Source organism: Riemerella columbina DSM 16469 (assembly GCF_000374405.1).
Lineage (GTDB): Bacteria > Bacteroidota > Bacteroidia > Flavobacteriales > Weeksellaceae > Riemerella > Riemerella columbina.
The window spans coordinates 123,014-147,815 of the sequence record NZ_KB894229.1; the positions used below are offsets into that span (position 1 = coordinate 123,014).

At 35.9% G+C, this 24,802-nt stretch carries 22 protein-coding genes; 14 read left to right on the forward strand and 8 right to left on the reverse strand.

The window, feature by feature from the left end; translation table 11 throughout:
- Nucleotides 1–22: 22 nt before the first annotated feature.
- Complete coding sequence (locus C237_RS0105410; protein ID WP_018675481.1) at nucleotides 23–1,375, reverse strand: c-type cytochrome; 1,353 nt, start codon at nucleotides 1,373–1,375, stop codon at nucleotides 23–25.
- A 215-nt stretch (nucleotides 1,376–1,590) separates the two neighbouring features.
- On the opposite strand from C237_RS0105410, the gene C237_RS0105415 reads away from it, so the two are divergent.
- Both C237_RS0105415 and uvrB read left to right on the forward strand, forming a co-directional pair.
- Complete coding sequence (locus C237_RS0105415) at nucleotides 1,591–2,121, forward strand: SPOR domain-containing protein (RefSeq protein ID WP_018675482.1); 531 nt, start codon at nucleotides 1,591–1,593, stop codon at nucleotides 2,119–2,121.
- Nucleotides 2,122–2,203: 82 nt separating this feature from the next.
- Nucleotides 2,204–4,204, forward strand: coding sequence for an excinuclease ABC subunit UvrB (gene uvrB, locus C237_RS0105420; RefSeq protein ID WP_018675483.1), 2,001 nt, complete (start codon nucleotides 2,204–2,206; stop codon nucleotides 4,202–4,204).
- 55 nt (nucleotides 4,205–4,259) lie between these two features.
- Here the strand turns inward: uvrB and pckA are convergent, their stop codons facing one another.
- From pckA to C237_RS0105455, 7 genes are all read right to left on the reverse strand, one after another.
- On the reverse strand, nucleotides 4,260–5,852 hold the full coding sequence (pckA, locus tag C237_RS0105425; protein ID WP_018675484.1) for a phosphoenolpyruvate carboxykinase (ATP): 1,593 nt from the start codon (nucleotides 5,850–5,852) through the stop codon (nucleotides 4,260–4,262).
- A gap of 125 nt (nucleotides 5,853–5,977) precedes the next feature.
- A complete protein-coding gene (locus C237_RS0105430) occupies nucleotides 5,978–6,877 on the reverse strand; it encodes a GYDIA family GHMP kinase (protein ID WP_018675485.1) in 900 nt (299 codons plus the stop codon).
- An 11-nt stretch (nucleotides 6,878–6,888) separates the two neighbouring features.
- Entirely contained in the window at nucleotides 6,889–7,569 is a 681-nt protein-coding gene (locus C237_RS0105435) for an NAD-dependent epimerase/dehydratase family protein (protein WP_018675486.1), read from the reverse strand.
- Nucleotides 7,570–7,660: 91 nt separating this feature from the next.
- A complete protein-coding gene (locus tag C237_RS0105440) occupies nucleotides 7,661–8,137 on the reverse strand; it encodes a Dps family protein (RefSeq protein WP_018675487.1) in 477 nt (158 codons plus the stop codon).
- Between the two features lie 114 nt (nucleotides 8,138–8,251).
- Complete coding sequence (locus C237_RS0105445) at nucleotides 8,252–9,136, reverse strand: bifunctional 5,10-methylenetetrahydrofolate dehydrogenase/5,10-methenyltetrahydrofolate cyclohydrolase (RefSeq protein ID WP_018675488.1); 885 nt, start codon at nucleotides 9,134–9,136, stop codon at nucleotides 8,252–8,254.
- A gap of 50 nt (nucleotides 9,137–9,186) precedes the next feature.
- Nucleotides 9,187–10,827: a glucose-6-phosphate isomerase gene (pgi, locus tag C237_RS0105450; RefSeq protein ID WP_026315513.1), complete on the reverse strand. Its 1,641-nt coding sequence runs from the start codon at nucleotides 10,825–10,827 to the stop codon at nucleotides 9,187–9,189.
- A 102-nt stretch (nucleotides 10,828–10,929) separates the two neighbouring features.
- Complete coding sequence (locus tag C237_RS0105455; RefSeq protein ID WP_018675490.1) at nucleotides 10,930–11,820, reverse strand: DUF4349 domain-containing protein; 891 nt, start codon at nucleotides 11,818–11,820, stop codon at nucleotides 10,930–10,932.
- A gap of 233 nt (nucleotides 11,821–12,053) precedes the next feature.
- Between C237_RS0105455 and C237_RS0105460 the strand changes: the two genes are divergently transcribed.
- From C237_RS0105460 to C237_RS12960, 12 genes are all read left to right on the forward strand, one after another.
- Entirely contained in the window at nucleotides 12,054–13,130 is a 1,077-nt protein-coding gene (locus C237_RS0105460; protein WP_018675491.1) for a transporter substrate-binding domain-containing protein, read from the forward strand.
- An 81-nt stretch (nucleotides 13,131–13,211) separates the two neighbouring features.
- Nucleotides 13,212–13,592 carry a group III truncated hemoglobin gene (locus tag C237_RS0105465; RefSeq protein ID WP_018675492.1) on the forward strand — a complete coding sequence of 127 codons (381 nt, stop codon included), beginning with the start codon at nucleotides 13,212–13,214 and terminating at the stop codon, nucleotides 13,590–13,592.
- A gap of 42 nt (nucleotides 13,593–13,634) precedes the next feature.
- Nucleotides 13,635–14,741 (forward strand): DNA-processing protein DprA, encoded by a 1,107-nt coding sequence (gene dprA, locus C237_RS0105470; RefSeq protein WP_018675493.1) that lies wholly within the window; start codon nucleotides 13,635–13,637, stop codon nucleotides 14,739–14,741.
- 181 nt (nucleotides 14,742–14,922) lie between these two features.
- The gene (gdhA, locus tag C237_RS0105475; RefSeq protein ID WP_018675494.1) at nucleotides 14,923–16,281 is read left to right on the forward strand and encodes an NADP-specific glutamate dehydrogenase; all 1,359 of its coding nucleotides are present in this window, start codon (nucleotides 14,923–14,925) and stop codon (nucleotides 16,279–16,281) included.
- Nucleotides 16,282–16,433: 152 nt separating this feature from the next.
- Nucleotides 16,434–17,303: an SDR family oxidoreductase gene (locus tag C237_RS0105480; RefSeq protein WP_018675495.1), complete on the forward strand. Its 870-nt coding sequence runs from the start codon at nucleotides 16,434–16,436 to the stop codon at nucleotides 17,301–17,303.
- Nucleotides 17,304–17,724: 421 nt separating this feature from the next.
- Nucleotides 17,725–18,072: a hypothetical protein gene (locus C237_RS12955; protein ID WP_018675497.1), complete on the forward strand. Its 348-nt coding sequence runs from the start codon at nucleotides 17,725–17,727 to the stop codon at nucleotides 18,070–18,072.
- 87 nt (nucleotides 18,073–18,159) lie between these two features.
- Nucleotides 18,160–18,435, forward strand: coding sequence for a hypothetical protein (locus C237_RS0105495; RefSeq protein WP_026315514.1), 276 nt, complete (start codon nucleotides 18,160–18,162; stop codon nucleotides 18,433–18,435).
- 141 nt (nucleotides 18,436–18,576) lie between these two features.
- Nucleotides 18,577–20,841 carry an inorganic phosphate transporter gene (locus tag C237_RS0105500; RefSeq protein ID WP_018675499.1) on the forward strand — a complete coding sequence of 755 codons (2,265 nt, stop codon included), beginning with the start codon at nucleotides 18,577–18,579 and terminating at the stop codon, nucleotides 20,839–20,841.
- A gap of 162 nt (nucleotides 20,842–21,003) precedes the next feature.
- On the forward strand, nucleotides 21,004–22,179 hold the full coding sequence (gene pncB, locus C237_RS0105505) for a nicotinate phosphoribosyltransferase (protein WP_018675500.1): 1,176 nt from the start codon (nucleotides 21,004–21,006) through the stop codon (nucleotides 22,177–22,179).
- Nucleotides 22,180–22,201: 22 nt separating this feature from the next.
- The gene (locus C237_RS0105510; protein WP_018675501.1) at nucleotides 22,202–23,722 is read left to right on the forward strand and encodes a DNA recombination protein RmuC; all 1,521 of its coding nucleotides are present in this window, start codon (nucleotides 22,202–22,204) and stop codon (nucleotides 23,720–23,722) included.
- A complete protein-coding gene (locus tag C237_RS0105515) occupies nucleotides 23,719–24,501 on the forward strand; it encodes a TrmH family RNA methyltransferase (RefSeq protein ID WP_018675502.1) in 783 nt (260 codons plus the stop codon). Before C237_RS0105510 ends, C237_RS0105515 begins: the two co-directional genes overlap by 4 nt.
- Nucleotides 24,502–24,574: 73 nt before the next feature.
- The coding region (locus C237_RS12960) for a transposase (protein ID WP_018675503.1) at nucleotides 24,575–24,802 on the forward strand (228 nt) is incomplete at its 3' end.

A 24,802-nucleotide genomic window follows, 5' to 3' on the forward strand; every position in this document is an offset into this window, starting at 1 on the left:
TTATACTTCTAATTTTCTGTTATTAATAATGACATTTACCACACTCTAGTCCGCCAATAGCATCTACGGTAATCTTAGTACCACTGCCGTACTGTTTTTTCAACTTCTCATGTAAGTTTTTGAAATACTCTTTGTTATATCCATTATTCATATCTACCTCTGTAGTTCTATGACAATTGATACACCAGCCCATTGTAAAGTCGTTCGCCATTTGTACTACATTCATTGTATCAATAGCACCGTGACAAGCTTTACAAACTATATCCACATTTTTCGCTTTCTTAATGGTAGCCTCACCCGCCACCACGTGCTGAGCGTGACTAAAGAATACGAAGTCTGGCATATTATGGATTCTAGTCCATTCTATTGGATGACCTTTACCTGTGTAAGATTGAGTTTCCTCATCCCATCCAGCAGCAGCATAAATCTTTTTAATTTCTCCTGTATAGAATTCTCTAGACTTACCTGGCTCTATATATTCACCTTTGTATTCTGAAATGTTTTTGTGACAGTTCATACACACATTTACAGATGGAATTTCAGATACTTTACCGTATTTCGCACTTGAGTGGCACAACTGACAGTCGATGCCATTTTCTCCAGCGTGGATTTTATGAGAGAAGTAAATCGGTTGCTCTGGCTGGTATCCTTTATAAACACCAATCCACATCAACCAGTTCCAAACACCATAAGCAGCTAATATTGCTAACACTGCAAGCAAACCTTTACCTACATAGTCGTATTTTTCATAAAGTTCTGCAAAAGATTTAGTTTGTGTTTTTTGTAGCTCAGACAACTCATCTGCTTGATTAAGTTTCACTAATTGTCTTAACTTAACCAATAGCCAAATCAATAACGCAGCGATAAACAAAAGTGAAATAATCACAATCGTAGAATCTGTTTTCTGCTGTTGTGCTACCTTTAGAGCATCTATACTATTGGTATCTGTAGCCGCATCTGCCGCTTCTTTTGGCTCTTCTGCTGGTGGATTGGTTGTATAAGCTAAGATATCATTGATATCCTGATCAGACAGATTAGGAAACAACTGCATTTCGGTTTTATTGAATTTTTCATAAACCTCATTAGCATACTTGTCGCCAGATTCTCTAAGCTCTTTGTTGTTTTTAATCCATTTATGCAACCAGTCCGTGTCTAGATTCTGCTCTGTTTTCAATCTATCTACTACACCACCAAGTGCCGGTCCTACCATCTGCTTATCCAAAGCATGACAGGCAGCACAATTGGTTTGAAATAGCGTTTTCCCATTATTAGGGTCGCCAGTAGCAGCGTCCTGCGCATAGACAGAAACACTAGTTGATAGCAATAATCCTATAGCTACCAATCCCTTTTTGTAATGCTTTCTCCAACTAATCATTTATATAATCTTGGGTTATTAAATCGTTTTGAATTCTACATTCAGTTGTGCAAAAATAAGACTTTAACATAAAATTAACTGCTATAAAAGGGTGTAAATTATCATATTCCTTCAATTTGTAATCGTTCTAAATTAATTTTTACCGCTTTTTTTAGCTTTTTCGGTTGGTTTATTTGCTAGTTTTAGTATTTTTGCGATATCATTTAATTAAAGTTATGAAATCATTCCGCTATATTAGTTTATTTTTAATTGCTATATTTCAAATCAATACCACTCAAGCTCAAGTATTTACTACTAAAAAAGATACCATTTTGGGCACCGAACTCACCTTTTCTGCTGATAGAAATGTGAGCCGCTTGATAGAAGATTTAGAAAGCAAATGCGCCAACAAAAACAATTGGCTCAAAGATAATAATAGTTCTAATAACTCAATTGTTAACTCATCGCCAAAAAGAAAACTCAGCAATGCCGAAATTTGCAGACAAAATCCTAGAATATTAGGGGTTAAAATTCAGTTGGCATTAGTGAAAAGCAAAAAAGAAGCGGATGAAGTGGCACTTTACTTCAGACGAAGATTTCCTTATATTAAAGTACAACAAGACGCCTCACTAAGACCTAACTATAAAGTTCTGGCAGGGAGTTACTTTACTAAAGAAGATGCCGCAAAAGATTTAAGAAGTATAAGGGTCTATTTCAAAAATGCAGTACCCGTAAAATACATGATTTTCTGTGCAGAAGCACTCTAATAAAAAAAGCGATTGATAAATTAACTCAATCGCTTTTTTTCTAATCCATTTTCATATTCGCTTTTGTTTGTATCTTTGTTCTATGAAATTTAACCTCCATTCCGAATATAAACCTACTGGTGACCAGCCACAAGCCATTGAAAAACTAGTGAAAGACATCCAAAAAGGCGAAAAATATCAAACTTTACTTGGGGTTACGGGTTCTGGAAAAACTTTTACCATTGCCAATCTAGTCAACCAAGTGCAGCGTCCCACTTTGGTTTTAGCACATAATAAAACCCTCGCTGCCCAATTGTTTATGGAATTTAAAGAGTTTTTTCCTAACAATGCAGTAGAGTATTTTGTATCCTATTACGACTATTATCAACCCGAAGCCTATATTGCCAGTACGGGAACTTATATTGAAAAGGATTTAAGCATCAACGAAGAAGTAGAAAAATTAAGACTTTCTGCAACGACGAGTTTACTTTCTGGGCGTAGAGATGTACTGATTGTTGCCTCCGTATCTTGTATTTATGGTATCGGTAATCCTGCTGAATTTAATAAATCATTAATTGAGTTAGAATTAAATACCAAAATTTCGCGGACACAATTTCTTCATAAATTGGTCAATTCTTTGTACTCTCGTTCTGTGAATGAATTTGGTAGAGGGACTTTTCGTGTAAAAGGTGATGTGGTAGATGTATTTCCCGCCTATGCAGATAATGCCGTAAGAGTAAGATTCTTTGGTGACGAGATAGATAAAATCCAAAGTTTCGACCCTGTCACAGGCAATGTGATGTCGGATTTTGATAAAATTAATATCTATCCCGCAAATTTATTCGTAACTTCTAAAGAAACAATGCATGGTGCTATCCAACAGATTCAGGATGATTTAGTAAAGCAGGTGGAATTTTTTAGCGAAGTAGGTAAACCTTTAGAAGCTAAAAGACTACAAGAGCGCACCGAATTGGATTTAGAAATGATAAAAGAATTAGGCTATTGTTCTGGGATTGAGAATTACTCAAGGTATATGGATGGAAGGTTACCTGGGTCACGCCCGTTCTGCCTTTTAGATTATTTCCCAAAAGATTATTTAATGGTCATCGATGAAAGCCATGTGACGATTCCACAAGTTCATGCGATGTATGGGGGCGACCGAAGCCGAAAGGAAAGTCTTGTAGAATATGGATTCCGACTGCCCGCCGCTATGGATAACCGTCCATTAAAATTTGAAGAATTTGAAGCCATGCAAAATCAAGTGGTTTATGTTTCCGCCACACCTGCCGACTACGAACTACAAAAAACCGAAGGGGAATATATTGAACAAATTATCCGTCCCACAGGACTCTTAGACCCCGTAATAGAAATCCGCCCTACCCTCAATCAGATAGATGATTTGATGGAAGAAATTCAAAAAAGAGCAGAAGTGGATGAACGGACGCTGGTCACTACTTTAACCAAAAAAATGGCAGAAGAATTGACCAAATATTTCACAAAGTTTGGCATCAGAACCCGATACATTCACTCCGATGTAGATACGCTTGAACGCATCCAGATTATGCAAGATTTAAGAACGGGATTATTTGATGTTTTAGTTGGAGTTAATCTATTAAGAGAAGGGTTAGACTTGCCTGAAGTGTCTTTAGTTGCTATTTTAGATGCAGATAAGGAAGGTATGCTACGCTCACGACGCTCTATGATACAAACCGTAGGGCGTGCTGCAAGAAATGTGAATGGACTTGCCATTATGTATGCCGATAAAATCACTAAGTCTATGCAAAATACCATAGACGAAACCAACTATCGTAGGGCTAAACAAATGGAATATAACCAAAAACACAACCTTACCCCACAGCCATTAAACAAAAAAATATCTGAAGTATTGGTAGGTAGAACCGCCGATTTCCCAAAACCAGAGTATACTCAAAAAGAGATATTGAAAAAAGTAGCAGAGCAACAAAGCTCTTATGGTAAAAATATTGACATTGAAAAACTTATCGCTCAAAAGCAAAAACAAATGGAAGATGCAGCCAAACAACTGGACTTTATCCTTGCGGCTAAACTGAGAGATGAGATTAACGCCCTTAAAGAAAATGCATAAAAAATATTGCCCAAACTTAAAAGTTCGGGCAATATTTTAATTTAAACTATACATTTTATAGTTGAGGACCAGCCGCTACTAACGCCTTGCCTTCCTCATTATCTGTATACTGTTCAAAGTTTTTGATGTATTTTTCAGCCAAAGATTTTGCTTTCTGTTCCCATTCTGAAGCATCTGCATAAGTGGCTCTTGGGTCTAAAATTCCTTCCGTTACATGAGGTAATGATTTTGGATATTTTAGATTCATAATTGGAATTGTATCCGTTTCGGCTTTATCAATTGAACCATCTAGAATAGCATCAATAATCGCTCTGGTGTCTTTTAAAGAAATTCTTTTTCCAGTTCCATTCCATCCTGTATTTACAAGATAAGCTTTAGCCCCATGTTCTTTCATTTTACCAATTAAGGTTTTAGAATACATCGTTGGATGTAGCGATAAGAATGCCTCGCCAAACGCTGGTGAAAATGATGGTGTAGGCTCTGTAATACCTCTTTCTGTACCTGCTAACTTAGAAGTATAACCGCATAAGAAATGGTATTGTGCCTGCTCATCTGTTAAAATTGACACTGGTGGCAATACCCCAAAAGCATCTGCCGAAAGATAGATAATCTTTTTAGCGTGACCCGCTTTAGATGGCAATACAATTTTATTAATATGATGGATTGGATAAGATACTCTAGTATTTTCAGTAATTGATTTATCGGAAAAATCTACCTCTCCATTATCTTTTACCACCACATTTTCTAGAAGTGCATCTCTCTTAATGGCTCTCCAAATATCTGGTTCTTTTTCTTCTGAAAGGTCGATAACTTTTGCATAGCATCCACCTTCATAGTTGAAAACCCCATTGTCATCCCAGCCATGCTCATCATCCCCGATAAGATATCTTTTAGGGTCTGCGGAAAGCGTAGTTTTACCTGTTCCAGAAAGTCCGAAGAATACAGCAACATCACCATCTTCACCAACATTGGCAGAACAGTGCATAGACGCCATCCCTTTAAGTGGTAGGTAATAGTTCATCATAGAAAACATACCTTTTTTCATTTCGCCACCATACCAAGTACCACCAATAATTTGAACTTTTTCTGTTAGGTTAAACATCACAAAGTTTTCAGAATTTAAACCTTGCTTTTCCCAATTAGGGTTCGTTACTTTAGACCCATTCATTACTAGGAAATCTGGTTCTCCGTAATTTTCTAGTTCATAATGAGAGGGGCGTATAAACATATTTGTAACAAAGTGCGCTTGCCACGCTACCTCCATTACGAATCTTACTTTTAATCTAGTATCTGGATTAGTACCACAGAAAGTATCTACTACATAGAGTCTTTTGTTAGACAATTCATCGGTTACTAATTTTTTACATTCTTGAAAGACTTCATTAGTCGTTGGGATATTGGTATCGCCCCACCAAATATTTTTTTCTGTAGTGGCATCTTTTACGATAAATCTGTCTTTAGGTGAGCGCCCTGTAAAAATTCCCGTCTTTACAGAAACCGCTCCAGAGGTAGTTAATTCTCCTTTTTCAAACCCCTCGTTTGCCTCATTCATTTCATCCTGAAATAGTTTTTCGTAAGACGGATTATAAATGATTTCCGTGACATTAGTAATACCGTTTTTCTCTAAGTACTGTTTGATTTTTTCCATGATATTTAGAAATTATATATTTTATTTTTGTTATCTGACAAATTTAATTATTCTAAAACTTTAAGCGTGGGTTAAAGATAATGATATTCATCAGATATCACAAATTAATTTTATATCACTATAAATCAATTTATTAAATCCTTGTAATCATAAATTATAGAAAAGCCTTTTTGCTGAAAATATTCTTTGTAACCTTTAAATTTTGACGCCATTACAAAATCTCCGCCCCACGCTCCTAAACTTTTCACAAAACTAGGGCAGTCTGGAAACCATCTATCTTTTATTGGTTTTAAACCTATTAATTGAGATATTGCCTCTTCATGTTGGGTCATAAGTTTAGAGAATTGTTCTAAATCATCACATGCCACAACTTGTCTTGTAAGATGGGTAAAAAAATCAATATTCTCCTTGGTTTTCTCTTTTGATTTGAATAGCCGAATCCCTTCTCTAGAGTCTTGTTTTTGGTTAAGATGGATAAAGATTAAATCATTTTTAAAACTAGGATTAAAATTTACCACCGAAATATTTCGTTTATTAGAGTTTAATTGATACAAAATCGGTTGCCCTTCTTTTGCTACTGCTATATCGTATCCACTACCTCCCAAGCATTTTTCATTGAGTTGATAGGCATCTACCATTGCCCATTGAGCGAGGTTAGCCATCAAAGTAGAGCTACTCCCCAATCCATAATTTGATGGAAATTCTAAATTGGTTTTAAAGGCATATGATGTTCCCGACTCAAATAACCTCGGATTCATTTTTTGTATAACCTTAAAAACTTTAATTATAAAGTCCGCATTCTCGGGTCTATTGGCTTCGACAATTTTCCAATCTTGATAGCTAAATCTTAAACTTAACCATAATTCATTTTGATGATAGGCTTCCCATGAAATAGTATTTCCGCCTTCCTTAATTTCCACATCCAAACTTTGTCCCCATCGGGTAGGAATAGCAAGTGCTAACGCTCCAGAAAGAACTACATATTCAGAGGTTAAAAGAAGTTTACCATGGGAAAATAATTGCATAACGATTGGGCTTAAAGGTAATAACGATTTATAATTTGAGTAAGGTACAGTGATTTATTATTAAGTCGGTGCTCCATAAAATAATCCTCTACATCATCTACTGAGATTTGATAACCTGCTCCAGCTTTAATAAGGTTTAAATTCAAGTTAACATTTAATTGTTTTTCGATAATTTGAAGAATTTCAATAATGGTATAATTTTCAAGATAGGCAAGGTTGACAATCCGATTGATTTTATTTTTTTCGAGCAATTGAAGCGTAATCCCTTTAACATCTTCGGCATCTATAAGGTTACGAGTCGCTTTGGTATGAACATTAATTGTTTCCCCACCTTTCACCGAACGAATAAGATAGTTCATTAATAAATTAGGATTACCGCCATTACCTACAACATTGCTCACTCTTAAAACTAAAAATTTAGAACATAAAGAAGCAACTAATTGCTCCATTTTCAACTTATGAAGTACATAAGGACTTTCCGTTTTAGAAGAATCGTAAACACTACAAGTAGAAAAATAAACAAAAGTTTTATCGGGGTGGTTTTGTATCGTTTCCTTAATTAAATTTTCTTCTCTAAGAAATTGAGCATGATCCGTCTCTAAAGAATTAGAAACTCCAGAAGCAAAAAATATAACTTCTTCGCAATCTACTGTTTTAAATAATTTTGCAATAAGTCCGTTGCCAACTATCATGAATTAGTTTTTTAGCAAATATACAACAAAAAGGCAAAACCTTTTTAGATTTCGCCTTTTCACTTGATTATAGTTTAGTGGAAATAAATGCTTATTTTCCTAAGTAAGAGTTATACATCCAAACTTCTTTCTCTTGCTCTGTGATATAGTCACTCATCTGAGAGTTTGTACCTTCATCTCCTGCTTCGTCTGTAATATCAAGCAGTTCTCTTTGAAGATCAATTACCGTTTTGAAAGATTCTAAGATGTTTTCTACACATTTGTTAGCATCGTTTACTTCTTTACTTTCCTTAATTTTAGATACTTTTAAGTAATCTGTATAATTATGGTTTGGTGTAGCGCCTAGTGTTAAAATTCTTTCGGCAATTTCATCAATTTTTAGAACTAAAGCATCGTATAATTCTTCAAATTTTGGGTGCAAAGTAAAGAATTGATCTCCTTTAATATTCCAATGCGCCCCTCTTGTATTCTGATAAAACACTGAATAGTTAGCCAAAAGCTCATTTAATTTTTCTGCGATTTTTTTACAATCAACCTCTTTAAGACCGATAATACTTGCGTTTTCCATATCTTTATTTTTGTTTTATTAATTATTTGTTACTGCAAATTTAAGAAAATAAACCGCCCTAATGCAATAATTTTTGATTGTTAATAACTATCAATCCCATAGGAATAGTCACTATTAATCCTTATAAATGCTTTTCTTGTAAGATAATAGTGTATTTTTCATCAACATGGCCCTCGTCATAGGTCCTACACCACCAGGCACGGGCGTAATCCATGATGCTTTTTCCGCACAACTATCAAAATCTACATCACCAGCGAGTTTGTATCCTTTTTCGCTATCATCATCTACACGCGTAATTCCTACATCTATAATGATAGCACCCTCTTTGATCATATCGGCTTTTAAAAAGTAAGGATCTCCTAAAGCTGTAATGACAATATCGGCATTCCTAGTAAATTCTTCAATCCGAGAGGTATAAGAGTGCGTTAATGTAACCGTAGAATTCCCAGGAAAGTCTTTTCTTCCCATCAAAATACTCATTGGGCGTCCAACGATACGGCTTCTGCCAATAATTACACAATGCTTTCCTTTGGTTTCTATTTGGTAGCGTTCTAAAAGTGTTAAAATTCCAAAAGGGGTAGCGGGAAGAAAAGTATCCATCTCTAGCGCCATACGCCCAAAGTTCTCAGGATGAAATCCATCGACATCTTTGCGTGGATCAATCGCCATAATAATTTTCTCTTGATCCATTTGTTTTGGTAATGGTAACTGAACGATAAATCCATCTACATCAGGGTCTTCGTTTAGTTCTCTAATTTTTTCCAAAACTTCTGCTTCTGAAGCGGTACTTGGGAATTTATGCAATGAAGATTCAAACCCTACCTCTGCACAATCTTTGATTTTAGCATTTACATAAGCTTTACTCGCACTATTGTTCCCGACTAATATTGCCGACAAATGTGGCTTACGACTGCCCGATGCTTTGATTTTTTCTACATCTTCTTTGATTTCTTGCTTGATTTCCTTTGAGACTTTTAATCCATCTAGTATTTGTGCCATACAACTTTAGTTTTTACTTTTTATTGATTTACTTTTTATTGATTTATTTTTTATTTATGATTCAGAAAGTAATTCATCAATCCATTGGTAGAGCTATCATGAGTAGTGACGGGTTGATTGTCTTTTAGCTCAGATAAAATATTTTTAGCCAAAACCTTCCCGAGTTCCACCCCAAATTGGTCAAAACTGAAAATATTCCATATCACACCTTGTACAAAAATTTTATGTTCGTATAAGGCAATCAATTGCCCTAAAGAAAAAGGGGTTAACTCCTCAAATAACAAGGAATTGGTCGGAATATTTCCTTGAAATATCTTATAGTTTAATAATTGGTCTATTTCTTCTTTTGATTTTCCAGCTTGCTTTAATTCTGAAATTACCTCATCTTCATTTTTACCAAAGGCTAAAGCTTCCGTTTGAGCAAAGAAGTTTGCCAATAATTTTTCTTGATGGTCGGACACCTGATGTGCAGATTTTACATAAGCAATAAAATCCGATGGAATCATATCCATCCCTTGATGAATCAATTGGTAAAAAGCATGCTGTCCATTAGTCCCTGGCTCACCCCAAATAATTGGTCCTGTTTCATATTCTGTAAACTCACCCGCTCTATCCACACTTTTACCATTACTTTCCATATCACCCTGCTGAAGATAGGCGGGAAAACGGTCTAGATATTGAGCATAAGGCAAAATAGCGTAGGTACTCGCGCCACAAAAGTTACGATACCAAATTCCTAAAAGCCCCATCAGTACGGGAATGTTCTCTGTCCATTCCGCAGTTCTAAAATGCTGATCGGTATCATAAGCGCCTTTTAATAGTTGTTCAAAATTATCATATCCCACCGCTAATACAATACTTAATCCTATGCCACTCCACAAGGAATAGCGACCGCCAACCCAATCCCAAAATTCAAAAATATGTTGCGAAGCAATCCCAAACGCCTCCACCGCTTTCACATTCGTAGAAAGTGCCACAAAATGTTTTGCCACATCAGCCAGCGATGCCGACTGCAACAACCAATCTTTAGCCGACTGCGCATTCGTCATAGTTTCTTGTGTGGTAAAAGTTTTAGAAGCTATGATAAACAGCGTAGTTTCTGGATTGAGGTTTTTTAAAGTCTCTGCTAAATGCGCCCCATCTACATTAGAAACAAAATGCACATTTAGTCTTGTTTTATAATGTTTCAAAGCATTACACACCATCAGTGGCCCAAGGTCTGAGCCGCCAATTCCAATATTCACCACATCGGTGATTTTCTTCCCCGTATAGCCTAGATGTTGCCCAAAAATAACCTTTTCTGAAAAATCCTTCATTTGATTAAGCACCGCTTTAATCTTTGGCTTTATATTTTCGCCATTTACGAGAATAGGCTTATCAGAATAATCTCTTAATGCAGTATGCAATACGGCGCGACCTTCGGTTTCGTTAATTAGTTCACCGCTAAACATAGCGTCTATGGCTTTATCTAATTGACATTCCTTTGCCAAATCTAATAATAAAGATTTAGTTTTAGCATTAATTAAATTTTTAGAATAGTCAAAAAGATAATTGGAACGCTCAATTGAAAAGTCTTTAAATCGCTGAGGGTTTTCTGAGAAAAGTATTCTCAAATCAAAACTAAACTCATCAATATGGGCGTCTAATTTTTGCCAAGCGTTGGTTTGGGTAGGATTGATTCTAGGTAACATACTTTGTTTTAGCATCGGTTTATTTTCTTACGCAAAGGTACAAAAAACAAAGATACCATTGAGGTATTCTCAACAGTATCTTCATTTAAAAAAAATCAGAATTTATTCTTTTCCCTTTCTAAAAAAGTTCTGCTTTCTTTTTCTATAAACTATCCCTACCAGTATTGCAATAACGATAAAAGGCCAAATATTAAGCAACATCACAAAGGTCATTTTAATCATAAAAAGGCCATTAACCAATGCGTGTTTCGCCTCTAACCAAAAACTACTTCCATATTGATTTTCAATGGTGTTGGTATTTTCAATCTTAATACTCGCCACTCTGGTTTGAGGTTCTTTGATGTAAATATCTACCACACTATAATCCACCAAATCTTGCATCGTCATTTGTGCTATTTTCTGTTCTCTAGCTGATGTTAGGTTCTCTTTGGTTTCTTCTACTTTTTTCTCATCGGGTTTCATAGCATTAATGACTTTTTGGGTCGTCTGTGCATCGGTCTGTTTTAAGGCTAAATTTTTCTTTTGAATACTAATATCTTTTGCATCTATCAATCGGGTATTCAAAAACACACTTTTATTATGGACACTTTCTAAAAACTGCCCTAGCTCAGACGAAGGCACCCGAACCTGCATCCGATTTTCTGTGCGAAATTTTTTCACTAATACCGCTTCTTTGTCCGAGGTTTCATAAACTTTTTCCGATAATACCTCCGCTTCCAAATGGCTAGAAGTAACATAACCACCCAACGCTTTTAATTGATGTTCAATATAGACGGTGGCATCGTATGCATTTTTTACTTCCATATCTACACTCGCCGATTTTAGAAACTCTTTACCTTCTATTGTTTGACTTGCCGCCATCGACACTTCCGAGGCTTCGTCCATAGATTCGGTATGTCTATCAGCTTCACCAAAATTCTTTTCGCTTTTACTGCACGCATAGCTAATGATCACTAATAATATCCATGCTAAGGTCTTACAAAATTTTCTCATCGCTTTTAATTTTTAAAGTTTGAGTCAAAAATAAAGCATCTTTCAAAAGTCCCATTGTATATGGCTTAAAAATTAATTGTAAGACAGTTGTTACAAAAGAAAATATTAATTATCATTGCTTTGTATTTTATTTTACAATTGATATTTTCGCTCCAAACTCCCTTCCCGGAACTCTGAACCATACTTTTACATAAATTTATTTATCTTTACAGCCCTTTAAAAATAAACCCTTTATGAGATTTTTATTAAAAGTATTTATTTTAATTTTTAGTATTTTTACCTTAGGGCACCCGTTAAGTGCCAAAGAAAATGTAGAAACCCTAAAGGTAACTGTTGGCGTAAAGGTTTCGCCTCCTTTCGTAAATAAATCTGGCAATCAGTTTACAGGCATCAGTATTGACTCTTGGAATATGGTTAACCAAAACCTTAATTGGGAAACAGAATATAAAGAATACAATAATCTATCCGATTTACTTACCGCGGTAGAAAAAGGCGAAATAGATTTCACCATAAACCCCATCACCGTAACTGAAAAAAGAGCAGAACAATTTGATTTTACACAACCCTATTTTATTTCTAACACAGTAATGGCTAAGAAAAATCAATCCGCAGTATGGAATGTGATCAAAAACCTTTGGAGTTGGAGTTTTATCTCTGCGGTGGGTGCATTAGCAACGGTTATTTTTATTTTTGGTTTTTTAATTTGGATTTTCGAGCGTAAAGAAAATAAAGAACAATTTGGCGAAGGTCGCTGGAAAGGACTTGAACAAGGCTTCTGGTGGAGCGCCGTTACAATGACCACCGTAGGATATGGCGATAAAGCCCCCATCACTTTTATGGGACGCCTAGTAGCCATAGTATGGATGTTCTTTGCAATTGTTACGATTTCCAGTATGACGGCTGGTATAGCCTCGTCCCTTACGGTACAAAACCTCACGAAAGACATTAGCAATATTAGTATTTTATCCAAATTTAAAGTAGAAACAGTAGAAGGCTCTAGCTCTGCTTCATTCTTAGAAAATTCCAATATCAAATATACTACGGTAGCCTCTGTGGAACAAGGCATAACGAACTTAAATGAAGAAAAATCAGAGGTGATGGTATACGATGAGCCTATGCTGAAGTCGGCAATTACCCATATGAATCTAGATGATGATATCATTATCCTCCCACATAGTTTGCGTAGAGATTATTTTGCCTATTGTTTTCCAAAAAATACCGAATTGGCAGATAAAATAGACCCTGCATTAATTAGCACCTTAAGGACTTCTCAATGGCAGAAATTACTTACTAATTTTGAAGGCAATTAGTAGATAAATCTCATTATTTTTATTGGCATTATTCATTTAAGACAAAAAAGTCTTATTTTTGTCCCATAATACAATATAATTATGAAAGACATTGAAAACAGAGCCGATATAGAACGATTAGTCAACCGATTTTACGATAAAATTGGACAAGACGATATCATTGGATTTTTCTTTACCGATATTGCCAAAGTAGATTGGGATGAGCATCTGCCCAAAATGTATAATTTCTGGCAAACCCTATTGTTTGGAGAAGTGGCTTATAAAGGTAATCCTATGGGTGCCCATTTTCCACTCAACGAAGTTACCGCTATGGAAAAACATCATTTCGAACATTGGCTAAAATTGTGGTCAGAAACAATTGATGAGCTATATAGTGGCTCTATGGCAGAAACCGCAAAATATAAAGCCGCCAACATTGCCAATTTGATGTCCTACAAAATGGAAATGGCAAGACGCCTATAGGCAACCACTTCAGTATTCGAAAAATTTATTACATTTGTTTCTATGAATACTGAAGAAATTTTATATGCTATTGCGTTAAGACAATGTCCTAATATAGGCGATGTTAATTTTAAAATCTTAGTAGATGCCGTAGGTTCTGCTAAAGAAGTATGGCAATTGTCTAAAAATCATCTTAAAGGTATTTCGGGCATTGGAAACGCTATTGTAAAGCACATTGGAGAGGAGCAATATTTAAACTTTGCCGAGCAAGAACTAAAATTCTGTAAAGCTCATAACATTAAAATTCTACTAAGACATCTAGGGCAATTGCCTCAATTACTAAATCATTGTTATGACGCTCCAGCCCTGCTTTATCAAAAAGGCAATTTTGATGAAAACACCATTAACATCAGTATTATTGGCACTCGAAATGCCACCAATTATGGCAAAGAATTTCTGCAAAATTTCATTTCTCAACTTAAGGATAAAAATGTACAGATTATAAGTGGTTTAGCCCTTGGTACTGATGGTAATGCCCATCAAGAAGCCTTAAAGCACAATATAAAAACCTCAGCGGTATTGGCTCATGGGCTACACACCCTTTATCCCGCTAAACACAAACCTTTAGCACAACAGATATTAGCACAAGGCGGCGCACTATTCTCAGAGTTTAACTCTAAAGATAAACCAGACCGTGAGCATTTTTTACAAAGAAATAGAATTATTGCTGGATTTTCAGACGCTACCATCGTAGTAGAATCTGCCTATGCTGGAGGCTCTATGAGCACCGTGACTTTTGCCAACCAATATAATAGAGAAGTTTATGCTTTGCCAGGCAATATCCACCAAAAGTATAGCCAAGGATGTAATAAAATTATTTTTCAAAATAAAGCGAAAATCATTTGCGATATTGCGTCGTTACTAGAAGATTTGAACTTAAATCATTCCAAAAGTAAAACTCCTGAATTATTTCCAAAAACCCTCCCACCACTTGCACCACTACAACAGCGGATATACTCTACTATTGAAACCCACCCAGAAGTATCGTTAGATGAATTGGCCACCCAGTTACAAGAACATCCTTTTTCTTTATTACCCGTATTACTAGAATTAGAAATTATGGGAATTATCCGTACTAATTCGGGACGCTTATATTCAATTACGCTATAAAATCACGATTAAAATAATAAAAATTTTAACCCCTAAAAATTATTCTGCTTTTATAAAAATCGCCATAGCCATTTTAAAGTAATAGATTAAATTTTATTTTGTTAAAAATACCGCAAAACTAACAATTAACATTTGTGTAATATTAAAAAAAGTTTAACTTTGTTGCTATCAATTAATCGCTATGGAACAATATAATGTAGATCAAAAAATTCAAGAATTTATAGCAACTGTAGAGGCAAAAAACCCAAATGAACCAGAGTTTTTACAAGCCGTAAAAGAAGTTGCAGTGACCGTAATACCATTCATCGCCACTAAAAAAGAATACCGTGGAATGAAACTTCTAGAAAGAATGGTAGAGCCTGAAAGAACCGTAATTTTCCGTGTGCCTTGGGTAGACGACAAAGGAGAAATCCAAGTAAACAGAGGGTTTAGAATCCAAATGAACTCTGCTATTGGACCTTATAAAGGCGGTATTAGATTCCATCCTACCGTAAACTTATCTGTATTGAAATTCCTGGCCTTCGAGCAAGTGTTCAAAAACTCACTAACGACGCTTCCTATGGGCGGGGGTAAAGGTGGATCGGACTTTGACCCACAAGGGAAATCCGACATGGAAATCATGAGATTCTGCCAAGCATTTATGACAGAATTATGCAAGCATATTGGACCTCAAACCGATGTTCCTGCGGGAGATATTGGCGTAGGTGCCCGTGAGATTGGTTACCTATTCGGTCAATACAAAAAAATCAGAAATGAATTTACGGGGGTATTAACTGGCAAAGGATTGGCTTATGGTGGTTCATTAATTCGTCCAGAAGCTACTGGATACGGCGTAGTTTATTTCGCTGAGCAAATGCTAAGAACCATTGGCGAAGAAGTAAAAGGGAAAACTTTTGCAGTGTCTGGATTCGGAAATGTAGCTTGGGGTGTTATTAAAAAAGTAGACCAACTAGGCGGTAAAACGGTAACAATTTCTGGACCTGATGGCTATATTTATGATAAAGACGGTATCACCGGAGAAAAAATTGATTACTTATTAGAATTGAGAGCAAGCGGTAACAACAGAGCCGAGGACTACCTTAAAAAATATCCAGAGGCAGAATTCCACGCTGGAAAACGCCCTTGGGAAGTAAAATGTGATGTGGCAATTCCTGCCGCTACACAAAATGAACTTCATCTAGAAGATGCTAAAAAATTGGTAGAAAATGGTTGTATCTGTGTAACAGAAGCGGCTAATATGCCTTCTACGCTAGATGCCATTAACCATTTTATTGATAATAAAGTATTATTCTCGCCAGGTAAAGCGTCTAACGCGGGTGGTGTAGCAACTTCTGGTTTAGAGATGACACAAAACTCTATTCGTCTTAACTGGACTTCAGAAGAGGTAGATGCCAGATTAAAAGAAATTATGATTGGCATCCACAAAATGTGTAGAGACTATGGTAAAGAAGACGATGGTTATGTAAACTATGTAAAAGGTGCTAATATCGCTGGATTCGTAAAAGTTGCAGAAGCCATGCTAGCACAGGGTGTGGTATAAAAATATACAAGTAAAAAGTAAATATGAAAGAAAAATCCTTGGGTGTAATGCCTGAGGATTTTTTTGTGTTTTTAATTAGCAAAATATTCATTATCTTAGCAGAAGTGAAGATACTTTCACAAAATCAATATTAATCACAAAAATTAAATCTTATGAGTTATCAACCTATGCTTCAGCCAGAAGCGCTTAAAGATAAAATAGCCATTGTAACGGGTGGCGGTAGTGGACTTGGAAAAGCCATGTCCAAATATTTTCTAGAATTAGGCGCAAAAGTGGTCATCACTTCCAGAAATTTAGATAAACTAAAAAACACCGCTAAAGAACTAGAAGATGCTACGGGTGGTACCGTGCTTCCATTAGCCTGCGATGTAAGAAATTATGACGAAGTAGTAGCCATGAAAGAGGCTACACTAAAAGAGTTTAGAAAGATAGACATTTTACTCAATAATGCGGCTGGAAATTTTATCTCGCCCACCGAACGCCTATCCGCAAATGCGTTTGATGCCATCATTGATATTGTGCTTAAAGGCACTAAAAACTGTACCTTGGCGATTGGCAAACATTGGATAGAGCACAAGCATAAAGGCACCGTTCTGAATATTGTAACCACTTATGCTTGGACGGGTTCGGGCTATGTGGTACCATCGGCGTGCGCTAAAGCGGGGGTATTGGCAATGACGAGAAGTTTGGCAGTAGAATGGGCAAAATATAGCATCCGATTCAATGCCATTGCTCCTGGACCATTCCCTACTAAAGGCGCTTGGGAACGCTTACTGCCTGGCGACCTTGCCGAGAAATTCGATATGCGTAAAAAAGTACCATTAAGACGCGTAGGTGAACACCAAGAATTAGCCAACCTTGCCGCTTATTTAGTTTCTGACTATTCAGGATTTATCAATGGAGAAGTAGTTACCATAGATGGTGGAGAGTGGCTACAAGGTGCAGGGGAATTTAATTTATTAGAACAAATCCCTTCTGACATGTGGGACGCTCTAGAGGCTATGATAAAGGCTAAAAAGTAAGTTTTAAAATAATTGACCACTATGCAAAACCTATCCAAAAAGAAACTAATCGCAATCCTGATTCCCAATTTATTTTTGTTTATCTTTTCTATCAGAGGGATAATAAAAAATATTGGCATTTCCAATACAAAAGTTCTAGCATGCTCAGGAGCCTCTATTATTTTTATAAGTTTCTGGATATTGATATTAAAAAAATATTGGGAGGGTAAATATGATAATTAGATTTAATCTATGGGTAAATAGTTTAAATAGTTATCACAAGGAACAACACTGATTATTTTTGGATTAACCTCTATATTAAATTTAGAAGAAAGAGTAAAATCGTTCTATCATGATTTTATGTATACGGACTTTAATGAGATATTTAGTTTTCATATTCGGTTTTTTAGGGTGGTTAGAATTTTTTATAATTATATAGCTAATGAAACTTAACATCTTTACCTATTTCATTTTTTGTTTTTATTTGGTCTCATGTCTTGAGGTTGACTGTGACAAACTTAAGGAAGTATATTTAAACGAAGAGTGCTTATTAATAGTAGAAAAAACGCCTGAACAATCATCATGGTTCAGTGCGAAGGGAAGAAATCCAATTACCAATAAATCATGTGAGTGTAAAAGCATTAATAGATGGTGGAGTCTATATAGTAGTGAAATAAAAATAGGAGATACCATTATCAAACGAAAAGGTGAACTTACTTTTAATATTCATAAAAAAGATACCGTGATTACTCATGATTTTAAATGTGAGGGAACAATTGGTAAACCATAATCTTACACTTAATCAAAAATTTCTACGCTAATTCCTTTGTAGAAAAATAAATTTATCTTAATTTTGCGTTATAAAAATTTTTAGACAATGATGTTATCTGCATTTTGGCCGTTTTATCAGTTTATATGGACCGTTTTCTTCTTCACTATGATGATGGCAGGGTTCTGGTGTATTATGATGTTTGCAACCTTTATCGTGCCACTATGGCTTACACAAGGTTTAGCAGAATACTTTGGTAAAACCAAACCATTTGACCCAGAAGAAGTAAGATACAAAAAACTATACGAACAAGAAGGTGTAGAAGTAATCTATCAGAAAGCCGTTTCCCAGGCTTCAGAGGCTTCTAGCACAGCACTTCACTAGAAACTTTTTAGATTACTATCATATACAGTATTAAATATTGATAAACCATCTACTCTGCTAGATGGTTTTTTTATATTAATTTTCATTAACATTACCTCTTATATTCTAAAAAATCCTTAGAATTGCCACAAAAATAACACAATGGAATACTTTGTTTTTGTAGTGGTTCTTTTATTTGTATTGGCCATTTCCGATCTGATTGTAGGGGTAAGTAACGACGCCGTAAATTTCTTAAACTCTGCCATCGGCTCTAAAGCCGCTCCTTACAAAACCATTATTTTTACAGCGATTGTAGGGATTCTTCTGGGGTCTGTATTTTCAAGTGGGATTATGGAAATTGCCCGAAAAGGTATTTTCTATCCCCAATACTTTACTTTTGATATTATCCTTATCGTGTTTCTAGCCGTTATGCTTACAGACATCGTCTTATTAGATGTGTTTAATAGCCTTGGACTGCCCACTTCTACTACTGTATCCATTGTATTTGAATTATTGGGTGCCTCGCTCATCAGTGGGATTTTATTTTCTATGGCGAAAGACGAAAAACTAAGCGAAATCGGAAAATACATCAATTTTGAAAGTACAACCAATATTGTGTCGGGGATATTTTTGTCTATATTAATCGCCTTTACGGCGGGGGTGGTCATTCAGTATTTGTGTCGTTTATTATTCACTTTTCAATACCAAAATAAATTAAGTCGCTACGGTGCGGTATATTCTGGCGTTGGGATTACTGTGATTATCTACTTCTTACTAATCAAAGGGCTTAAAGGCACTACTTTGATCAGTGCTTCTGGAAGAGCATTTATCAGCGAACATACTTGGATTATTCTCGGCTCTATTTTTATTGTAGCCAGTCTTATCTTGCTTGTTCTACAAAAAACATTTAAAGTCAATCCTTTAAAAATTGTGGTTTTAGCAGGTACTTTCTCTTTAGCCATGGCATTTGCAGGGAATGACTTGGTTAACTTTATCGGCGTACCGATTACTGGGTTTTTAGCCTATCAAAACTGGATGGACTCTGGTGTCCCTGCCAACGAGCTTTATCAAACTTATTTGGCTAGTGGTGATGTTATAGTTCCTAACTATATGCTGATTATTGCTGGTATCATCATGGGACTTACGATATGGTTTAGTGCTAAGGCAAAAAAAGTAACCGAAACAGAAGTCAACTTAGGACGCCAAGACGAGGGCGACGAAAGATTTAAGCCGAACGCGGTATCCAGAAGCATCGTGAATTCTTCATTGGTATTAAGTAATATTTTAGGCGTTATCGTTCCTTCATCCATTGTAAAGCGCTACAACAATAGTTTTGAAAAAACAAAACTTCAGGAAGCTACTGTAGTTCAAGATAAACCTGCTTTTGATTTAGTTCGTGCGGCAACCAATCTTGTAGTCGCTTCTATATTAATCGCTTGGGCTACCTCTTTAAAACTACCATTATCCACCACTTATGTTTCTTTTATGGTGGCTATGGGGTCTTCTTTAGCCGATAAAGCTTGGGGTAGAGAATCGGCAGTTTATCGTGTGGCAGGGGTACTTTCAGTAATTGGTGGTTGGTTTATCACGGCGCTGATTGCCTTTACGGTATCTGCATTATTCGCCTTTATTTTATTTAAAGGGGGACAAGTTGGTACTTATATCTTAGTCGCTGTGGTATTTACTTTTATCATAGCCTCTCAGGTTTCTTTTAGCAAAAAAGAAAAGAAAAAGAAAACCGCAAGCGACCGATTGAGTATTCTAGACCAGCAAGATTTGAATTTGGTCGAAAAATACCGTTCTCTAGTCTGTGCTGCCATTTCCGAAATTGCACAAAGCTACGACTTGGTGATGCGTGGTTTAATAGAAGGTGATGTGAATAGACTTCAAAAAGCCCACCAAGCCATATTAGATTTAGAAGAACATGGCATTAAAGTAAAAACCAAAAGTATCAAGTATATTAAAGGGCTCACTTCTGGCGACCCAAAAACCTCAGAGGTGCTATTGCTCAGTAGCGATTTTATTCAGGATTTAACCCAATCTACAAAATCTTTGAGCAACGAAGCCTTATTTTATGTTAAAAATTTACACCAAATTACCGATAAAAATTTCAAAAAGGAACTAGAAGTTTTAAATGAGAAAATGCATCAGTTCTTTAATCATATTTTGGTTTCTCTAGAGCAACCTGAGAGTGAAAGCCTAGACGATATTAGAAATCTTAGAAATGATGTTAGAAGTTTTATTAATCAACAACTGGAAGCCCAGATCAAAACCATCAACCAAAACCAACCTAGTACCAAGCAAGGGATTCTACAAACAAGCGTTTACTTACAGAGTAGAGATATACAAGCCGTACTGATGCGTATTTCTAAGATATTTCTAAAACTTTATGATAAAAAAATCGCAGTGGTAAAACCAGAACATTAATTTTAATAATTTACCTATTCAGCCGACGACCCAGCCCTAAGGATTGTCGGCTTTTTTATTAAAACACAGCCATTTGCTAAATGCAGAAAGGATATCCATAAGATTGTTAGGACACTTGAGAAAAAAAAACTATTTTTGCTATTCATACCAAAACATTATACTATGTGTCTAGTGCGTTTAAAGTCTATATTGGACAACGATTTCTATAAAATAACCATGCAAAATGCCGTGGTAAAACTATTCCCCACGGATAAAGTAAAATACGAATTCATCAACCGTGGAAAGCACGAATTCCCCAAAGGATTTGCCGAAGAACTTAGAAAATGTGTAGATGCCATGGCAGAACTAAAACTGACCAAAGCGGAAAAACAATTTCTAAAAGAAACCTGCCCTTATTTTGATTTACCTTATCTCGATTTTTTAGAAGGCTACCATTATGACCCTTCTGAGGTAAAAATTACCCAAACCGAAACCGAACTAAAAGTAAGCGTAGAAGGCTTATGGTACCGTACCATTCTATGGGAAGTCCCATTGTTAGCGTTGATTTCGGAATTGCATTATAAAATGAGTGATTTAGAACGCGATTCTAATGAAATGGTCATTCAAAATACCGTAGAAAAATCTAAAAAACTCAATGATCTAGGCGTAACCTTCGCCGAGTTTGGTACGAGAAGAAGACATTCCTATAAAGTTCACGAACTGGTAGTAAAAACACTTATCGACGAGAAAAAAGGACAGTTTATAGGGACTTCTAATGTTCATTTTGCGATGAAATTTGGGGTAAAACCTATCGGCACCCATGCCCACGAATGGTTTATGTTTCACGCTGCGGAATATGGATTCAAAATGGCAAACCAATTGGCACTAGAACATTGGGTAGATGTGTATCGAGGGGATTTAGGAGTGGCATTATCAGACACTTACACTACTGAAGTTTTCTTCCGTCAATTCGATAAAAAGTTTGCTAAATTATTTGATGGGGTAAGACACGACAGTGGCGACCCAATAGAATTTGCCAAAAAAACCATAAAACATTACGAGTCTTTCGGAATTAACCCTAATTTCAAGTACATCATTTTTTCCGATGGTTTAAACTTAGAGAAAGTAGAAGAAATTACCGTTGCCACTAGAGGCACCATAGGTATTTCATTTGGTATTGGTACCAACCTAACCAACGATGTAGGACTAAGACCGATGAATATTGTGATGAAGCTCATCGGTGTACAAGCCCCTAATGGTGACTGGATTCCTACCGTAAAACTTTCCGACGAAAGAGGAAAATATACTGGGGAACCCAAAATGATTGAACTAGCTAAAGAAGTGCTTAGAATTTCTTAATTAAAAACAAGTTTCAAAATTGATGGAAGCAGTCTATTTAATATTAGTTTTTGTTTTAGGCATAGCTCTAGGGGCTGTCATATTATATTTAATGCTAAAGTCTGGGCATGTTTCTCGTGCTGCTTATGATGAGCTTAACCAACACTATATTGGCAGTACCGCCGATTTAAAAAACCATCAATCAAAAATTGAAGCATTAGAACAAGAACTTCGGTTAGAGAAAGAAACTATTTCATCAAAAATAATTGAAAATCAACAATTTCAAAATAAACTATCGACTATTTCAGCTGAGTTTCATAGTCAATCCAAGCGTTTGGAGGAAACCCAGCAACAACTTCAGCAAAGAACTTCAGCGTGGGAAGACCTTCAGCAAAAACTGCAAGACTACTATGCAAAAATTAGCCAACTTACCGCTGAAAAAGAAGGTTTAAAACAATTATTAGATGCTCAAAAACAGGAAATTACCAAAATACAAGAAGCCGCTAAAACACAGTTTGAAAATATTGCCAATAAAATTTTAGACGAAAAAACAGAAAAGTTTACTACCCTTAACAAAGAAAATCTAGGTGTAATTTTAAAACCATTTCAAGAGAAAATTACAGAGCTTAAAAATACCGTCCATGAAACCTACGATAAAGAGGCGAAAGAACGCTTTTCTTTAGGTACAAAAGTAAAAGAATTAGCAGAGCTCAATCAACAAATTTCTGAAGATGCTAAAAAACTAACCCGCGCCTTAAAAGGTGAGGCTAAAACGCAAGGCAACTGGGGCGAAATGATTCTGGAAAGTATTTTAGAAAAATCGGGGTTGGTAAAAAATAGAGAGTATTTTCTAGAACACGAATTAAAAAATGAGGACAACCAAGCCCTTTATTCTCAGTTTTCTGGTAAAAAAATGCGTCCCGATGCCGTAGTAAAATATCCCGACCAGCGTGCCGTCATCATCGATTCTAAAGTTTCCCTAACTGCATTTACAGAACTAGTAGACGAAACCGACCCAGATGTGTACGATATTAACCTTAATAAACACTTAGCATCGGTTAAAAATCATATTGTAGAATTGTCTCGCAAAGCCTATGATGATTATGGGAAATCTCTAGATTTTGTAATGATGTTTATCCCAAGCGAACCCGCCTATATCGCTGCCATGCAAGCCGATCCACAATTGTGGAGTTTCGCCTACGAACGCAGAATTTTACTGCTTAACCCAAGTAATTTAATTACCTCTCTAAAGTTGATTGCAGACCTTTGGAAAAGAGAATATCAAAATCAAAACGCGATGGCAATTGCGGAGCGTGGGGCAAAACTCTATGATAAATTTGTAGGCTTTGTAGAAAATTTAGAAAAGGTAGGCAAACATATGGACCAAGCCCAATCTACTTATCGAGATGCTTTCGGACAGCTCTATACAGGTAGAGATAATTTGGTGAAACAATCTGAAAAGTTAAAAAAATTAGGCATTAAAAGTAAAAAAAGTCTTTCCGATTCGCTGATTGAAAAGTCTCAAAATGAAAGCCTGATGAATGATAATAATAATCCAGAATGATAGAAAGCAGTCAAAATGATAAGATAAAATACCTCAAACGCCTACTAAGCGATAACCGATTTCGTAAAAAAGAAGGCGTGTTTGTGGTAGAAGGGCAGCAGGAAAACGAAAGGGCTTTGCAATTTCACTACGAAGCCGTGGCACTCTATATTTGTGATGCACTGTTTAAAGGAACAATGCCTAACCATAACGCTTGTCATTTTATATCTCAGCAAATCTATGAAAAACTAGCTTATAGAGGAACTACGGAAGGAATATTAGGGATTTATAAAATTCCAAATCGAGATTTAGCAAAGTATCAACCTAAGGACAACGCGAATATCATTATTATTGAAGGCATTGAAAAACCTGGAAATCTCGGCGCTATCCTTAGAAGTTGTGAAGCGTTTGGAATAGAGGCTTTGATTGTAACCGATACCAAAGTAGATTTTTACAATCCTAATGTATTACGCTCTAGCGTGGGGTGCTTATTTGGAATGCAAGTGTTCCAAAGCGATAACAAAACGACTTTAGAATTTTTAAAATCCAATGGATTTGAAATTTACACCACCTTTATGAGTGACCAAGCACAAATGATTTACCAAATCGATTTAAAAACAAAAGCAGCGGTGATTTTTGGAACAGAACATTCGGGAATTAGTGAATTTTGGCATCAAGTGGGTAAAAATGTTTTGGTGCCGATGGCAGGTACTATTGATTCTCTAAATTTAAGTAACGCCGTCGCCATCACTTGCTATGAATCCTTGAGACAAAGGCTTAATCATAAAGAACTGATTTAAACTTTTTTTTGGAAAACAAAAAAGGGTTGACGAAATTTGTGTTGCAAGACATAATTATTTCAAAGTCAACCCTATGATGTATAAAATACTCGACAAAGATACAATAAAAGATGAAATAATCCCACATTTGCCACGAGCAAAAAGAGGATTTCAAGTAACAGTTCCTTTAGAAGAAGTGGTAGATGCTATTATTTTCAAATTAAAAACAGGAATTCAGTGGCATTTATTACCCGTAGAATCTTTTTTCAAAGAAAAAACACTTTCGTGGCAATCGGTATATTATCATTATCGAAAATGGTGT

Coding starts and splice junctions, on each gene's coding strand:
- C237_RS0105495 (WP_026315514.1), top strand. CDS start 18,160: ATGATGTTATCTGCATTTTGGCCGTTTTATCAGTTTATATGGACCGTT.
- C237_RS0105480 (WP_018675495.1), top strand. CDS start 16,434: ATGAGTTATCAACCTATGCTTCAGCCAGAAGCGCTTAAAGATAAAATA.
- C237_RS0105465 (WP_018675492.1), top strand. CDS start 13,212: ATGAAAGACATTGAAAACAGAGCCGATATAGAACGATTAGTCAACCGA.
- pgi (WP_026315513.1), bottom strand. CDS start 10,827: ATGTTACCTAGAATCAATCCTACCCAAACCAACGCTTGGCAAAAATTA.
- gdhA (WP_018675494.1), top strand. CDS start 14,923: ATGGAACAATATAATGTAGATCAAAAAATTCAAGAATTTATAGCAACT.
- C237_RS12955 (WP_018675497.1), top strand. CDS start 17,725: ATGAAACTTAACATCTTTACCTATTTCATTTTTTGTTTTTATTTGGTC.
- dprA (WP_018675493.1), top strand. CDS start 13,635: ATGAATACTGAAGAAATTTTATATGCTATTGCGTTAAGACAATGTCCT.
- uvrB (WP_018675483.1), top strand. CDS start 2,204: ATGAAATTTAACCTCCATTCCGAATATAAACCTACTGGTGACCAGCCA.
- C237_RS0105415 (WP_018675482.1), top strand. CDS start 1,591: ATGAAATCATTCCGCTATATTAGTTTATTTTTAATTGCTATATTTCAA.
- C237_RS0105435 (WP_018675486.1), bottom strand. CDS start 7,569: ATGATAGTTGGCAACGGACTTATTGCAAAATTATTTAAAACAGTAGAT.
- C237_RS0105440 (WP_018675487.1), bottom strand. CDS start 8,137: ATGGAAAACGCAAGTATTATCGGTCTTAAAGAGGTTGATTGTAAAAAA.
- C237_RS0105410 (WP_018675481.1), bottom strand. CDS start 1,375: ATGATTAGTTGGAGAAAGCATTACAAAAAGGGATTGGTAGCTATAGGA.
- C237_RS0105445 (WP_018675488.1), bottom strand. CDS start 9,136: ATGGCACAAATACTAGATGGATTAAAAGTCTCAAAGGAAATCAAGCAA.
- C237_RS0105455 (WP_018675490.1), bottom strand. CDS start 11,820: ATGAGAAAATTTTGTAAGACCTTAGCATGGATATTATTAGTGATCATT.
- C237_RS0105460 (WP_018675491.1), top strand. CDS start 12,054: ATGAGATTTTTATTAAAAGTATTTATTTTAATTTTTAGTATTTTTACC.
- C237_RS0105500 (WP_018675499.1), top strand. CDS start 18,577: ATGGAATACTTTGTTTTTGTAGTGGTTCTTTTATTTGTATTGGCCATT.
- pckA (WP_018675484.1), bottom strand. CDS start 5,852: ATGGAAAAAATCAAACAGTACTTAGAGAAAAACGGTATTACTAATGTC.
- C237_RS0105510 (WP_018675501.1), top strand. CDS start 22,202: ATGGAAGCAGTCTATTTAATATTAGTTTTTGTTTTAGGCATAGCTCTA.
- C237_RS0105430 (WP_018675485.1), bottom strand. CDS start 6,877: ATGCAATTATTTTCCCATGGTAAACTTCTTTTAACCTCTGAATATGTA.
- C237_RS0105515 (WP_018675502.1), top strand. CDS start 23,719: ATGATAGAAAGCAGTCAAAATGATAAGATAAAATACCTCAAACGCCTA.
- pncB (WP_018675500.1), top strand. CDS start 21,004: ATGTGTCTAGTGCGTTTAAAGTCTATATTGGACAACGATTTCTATAAA.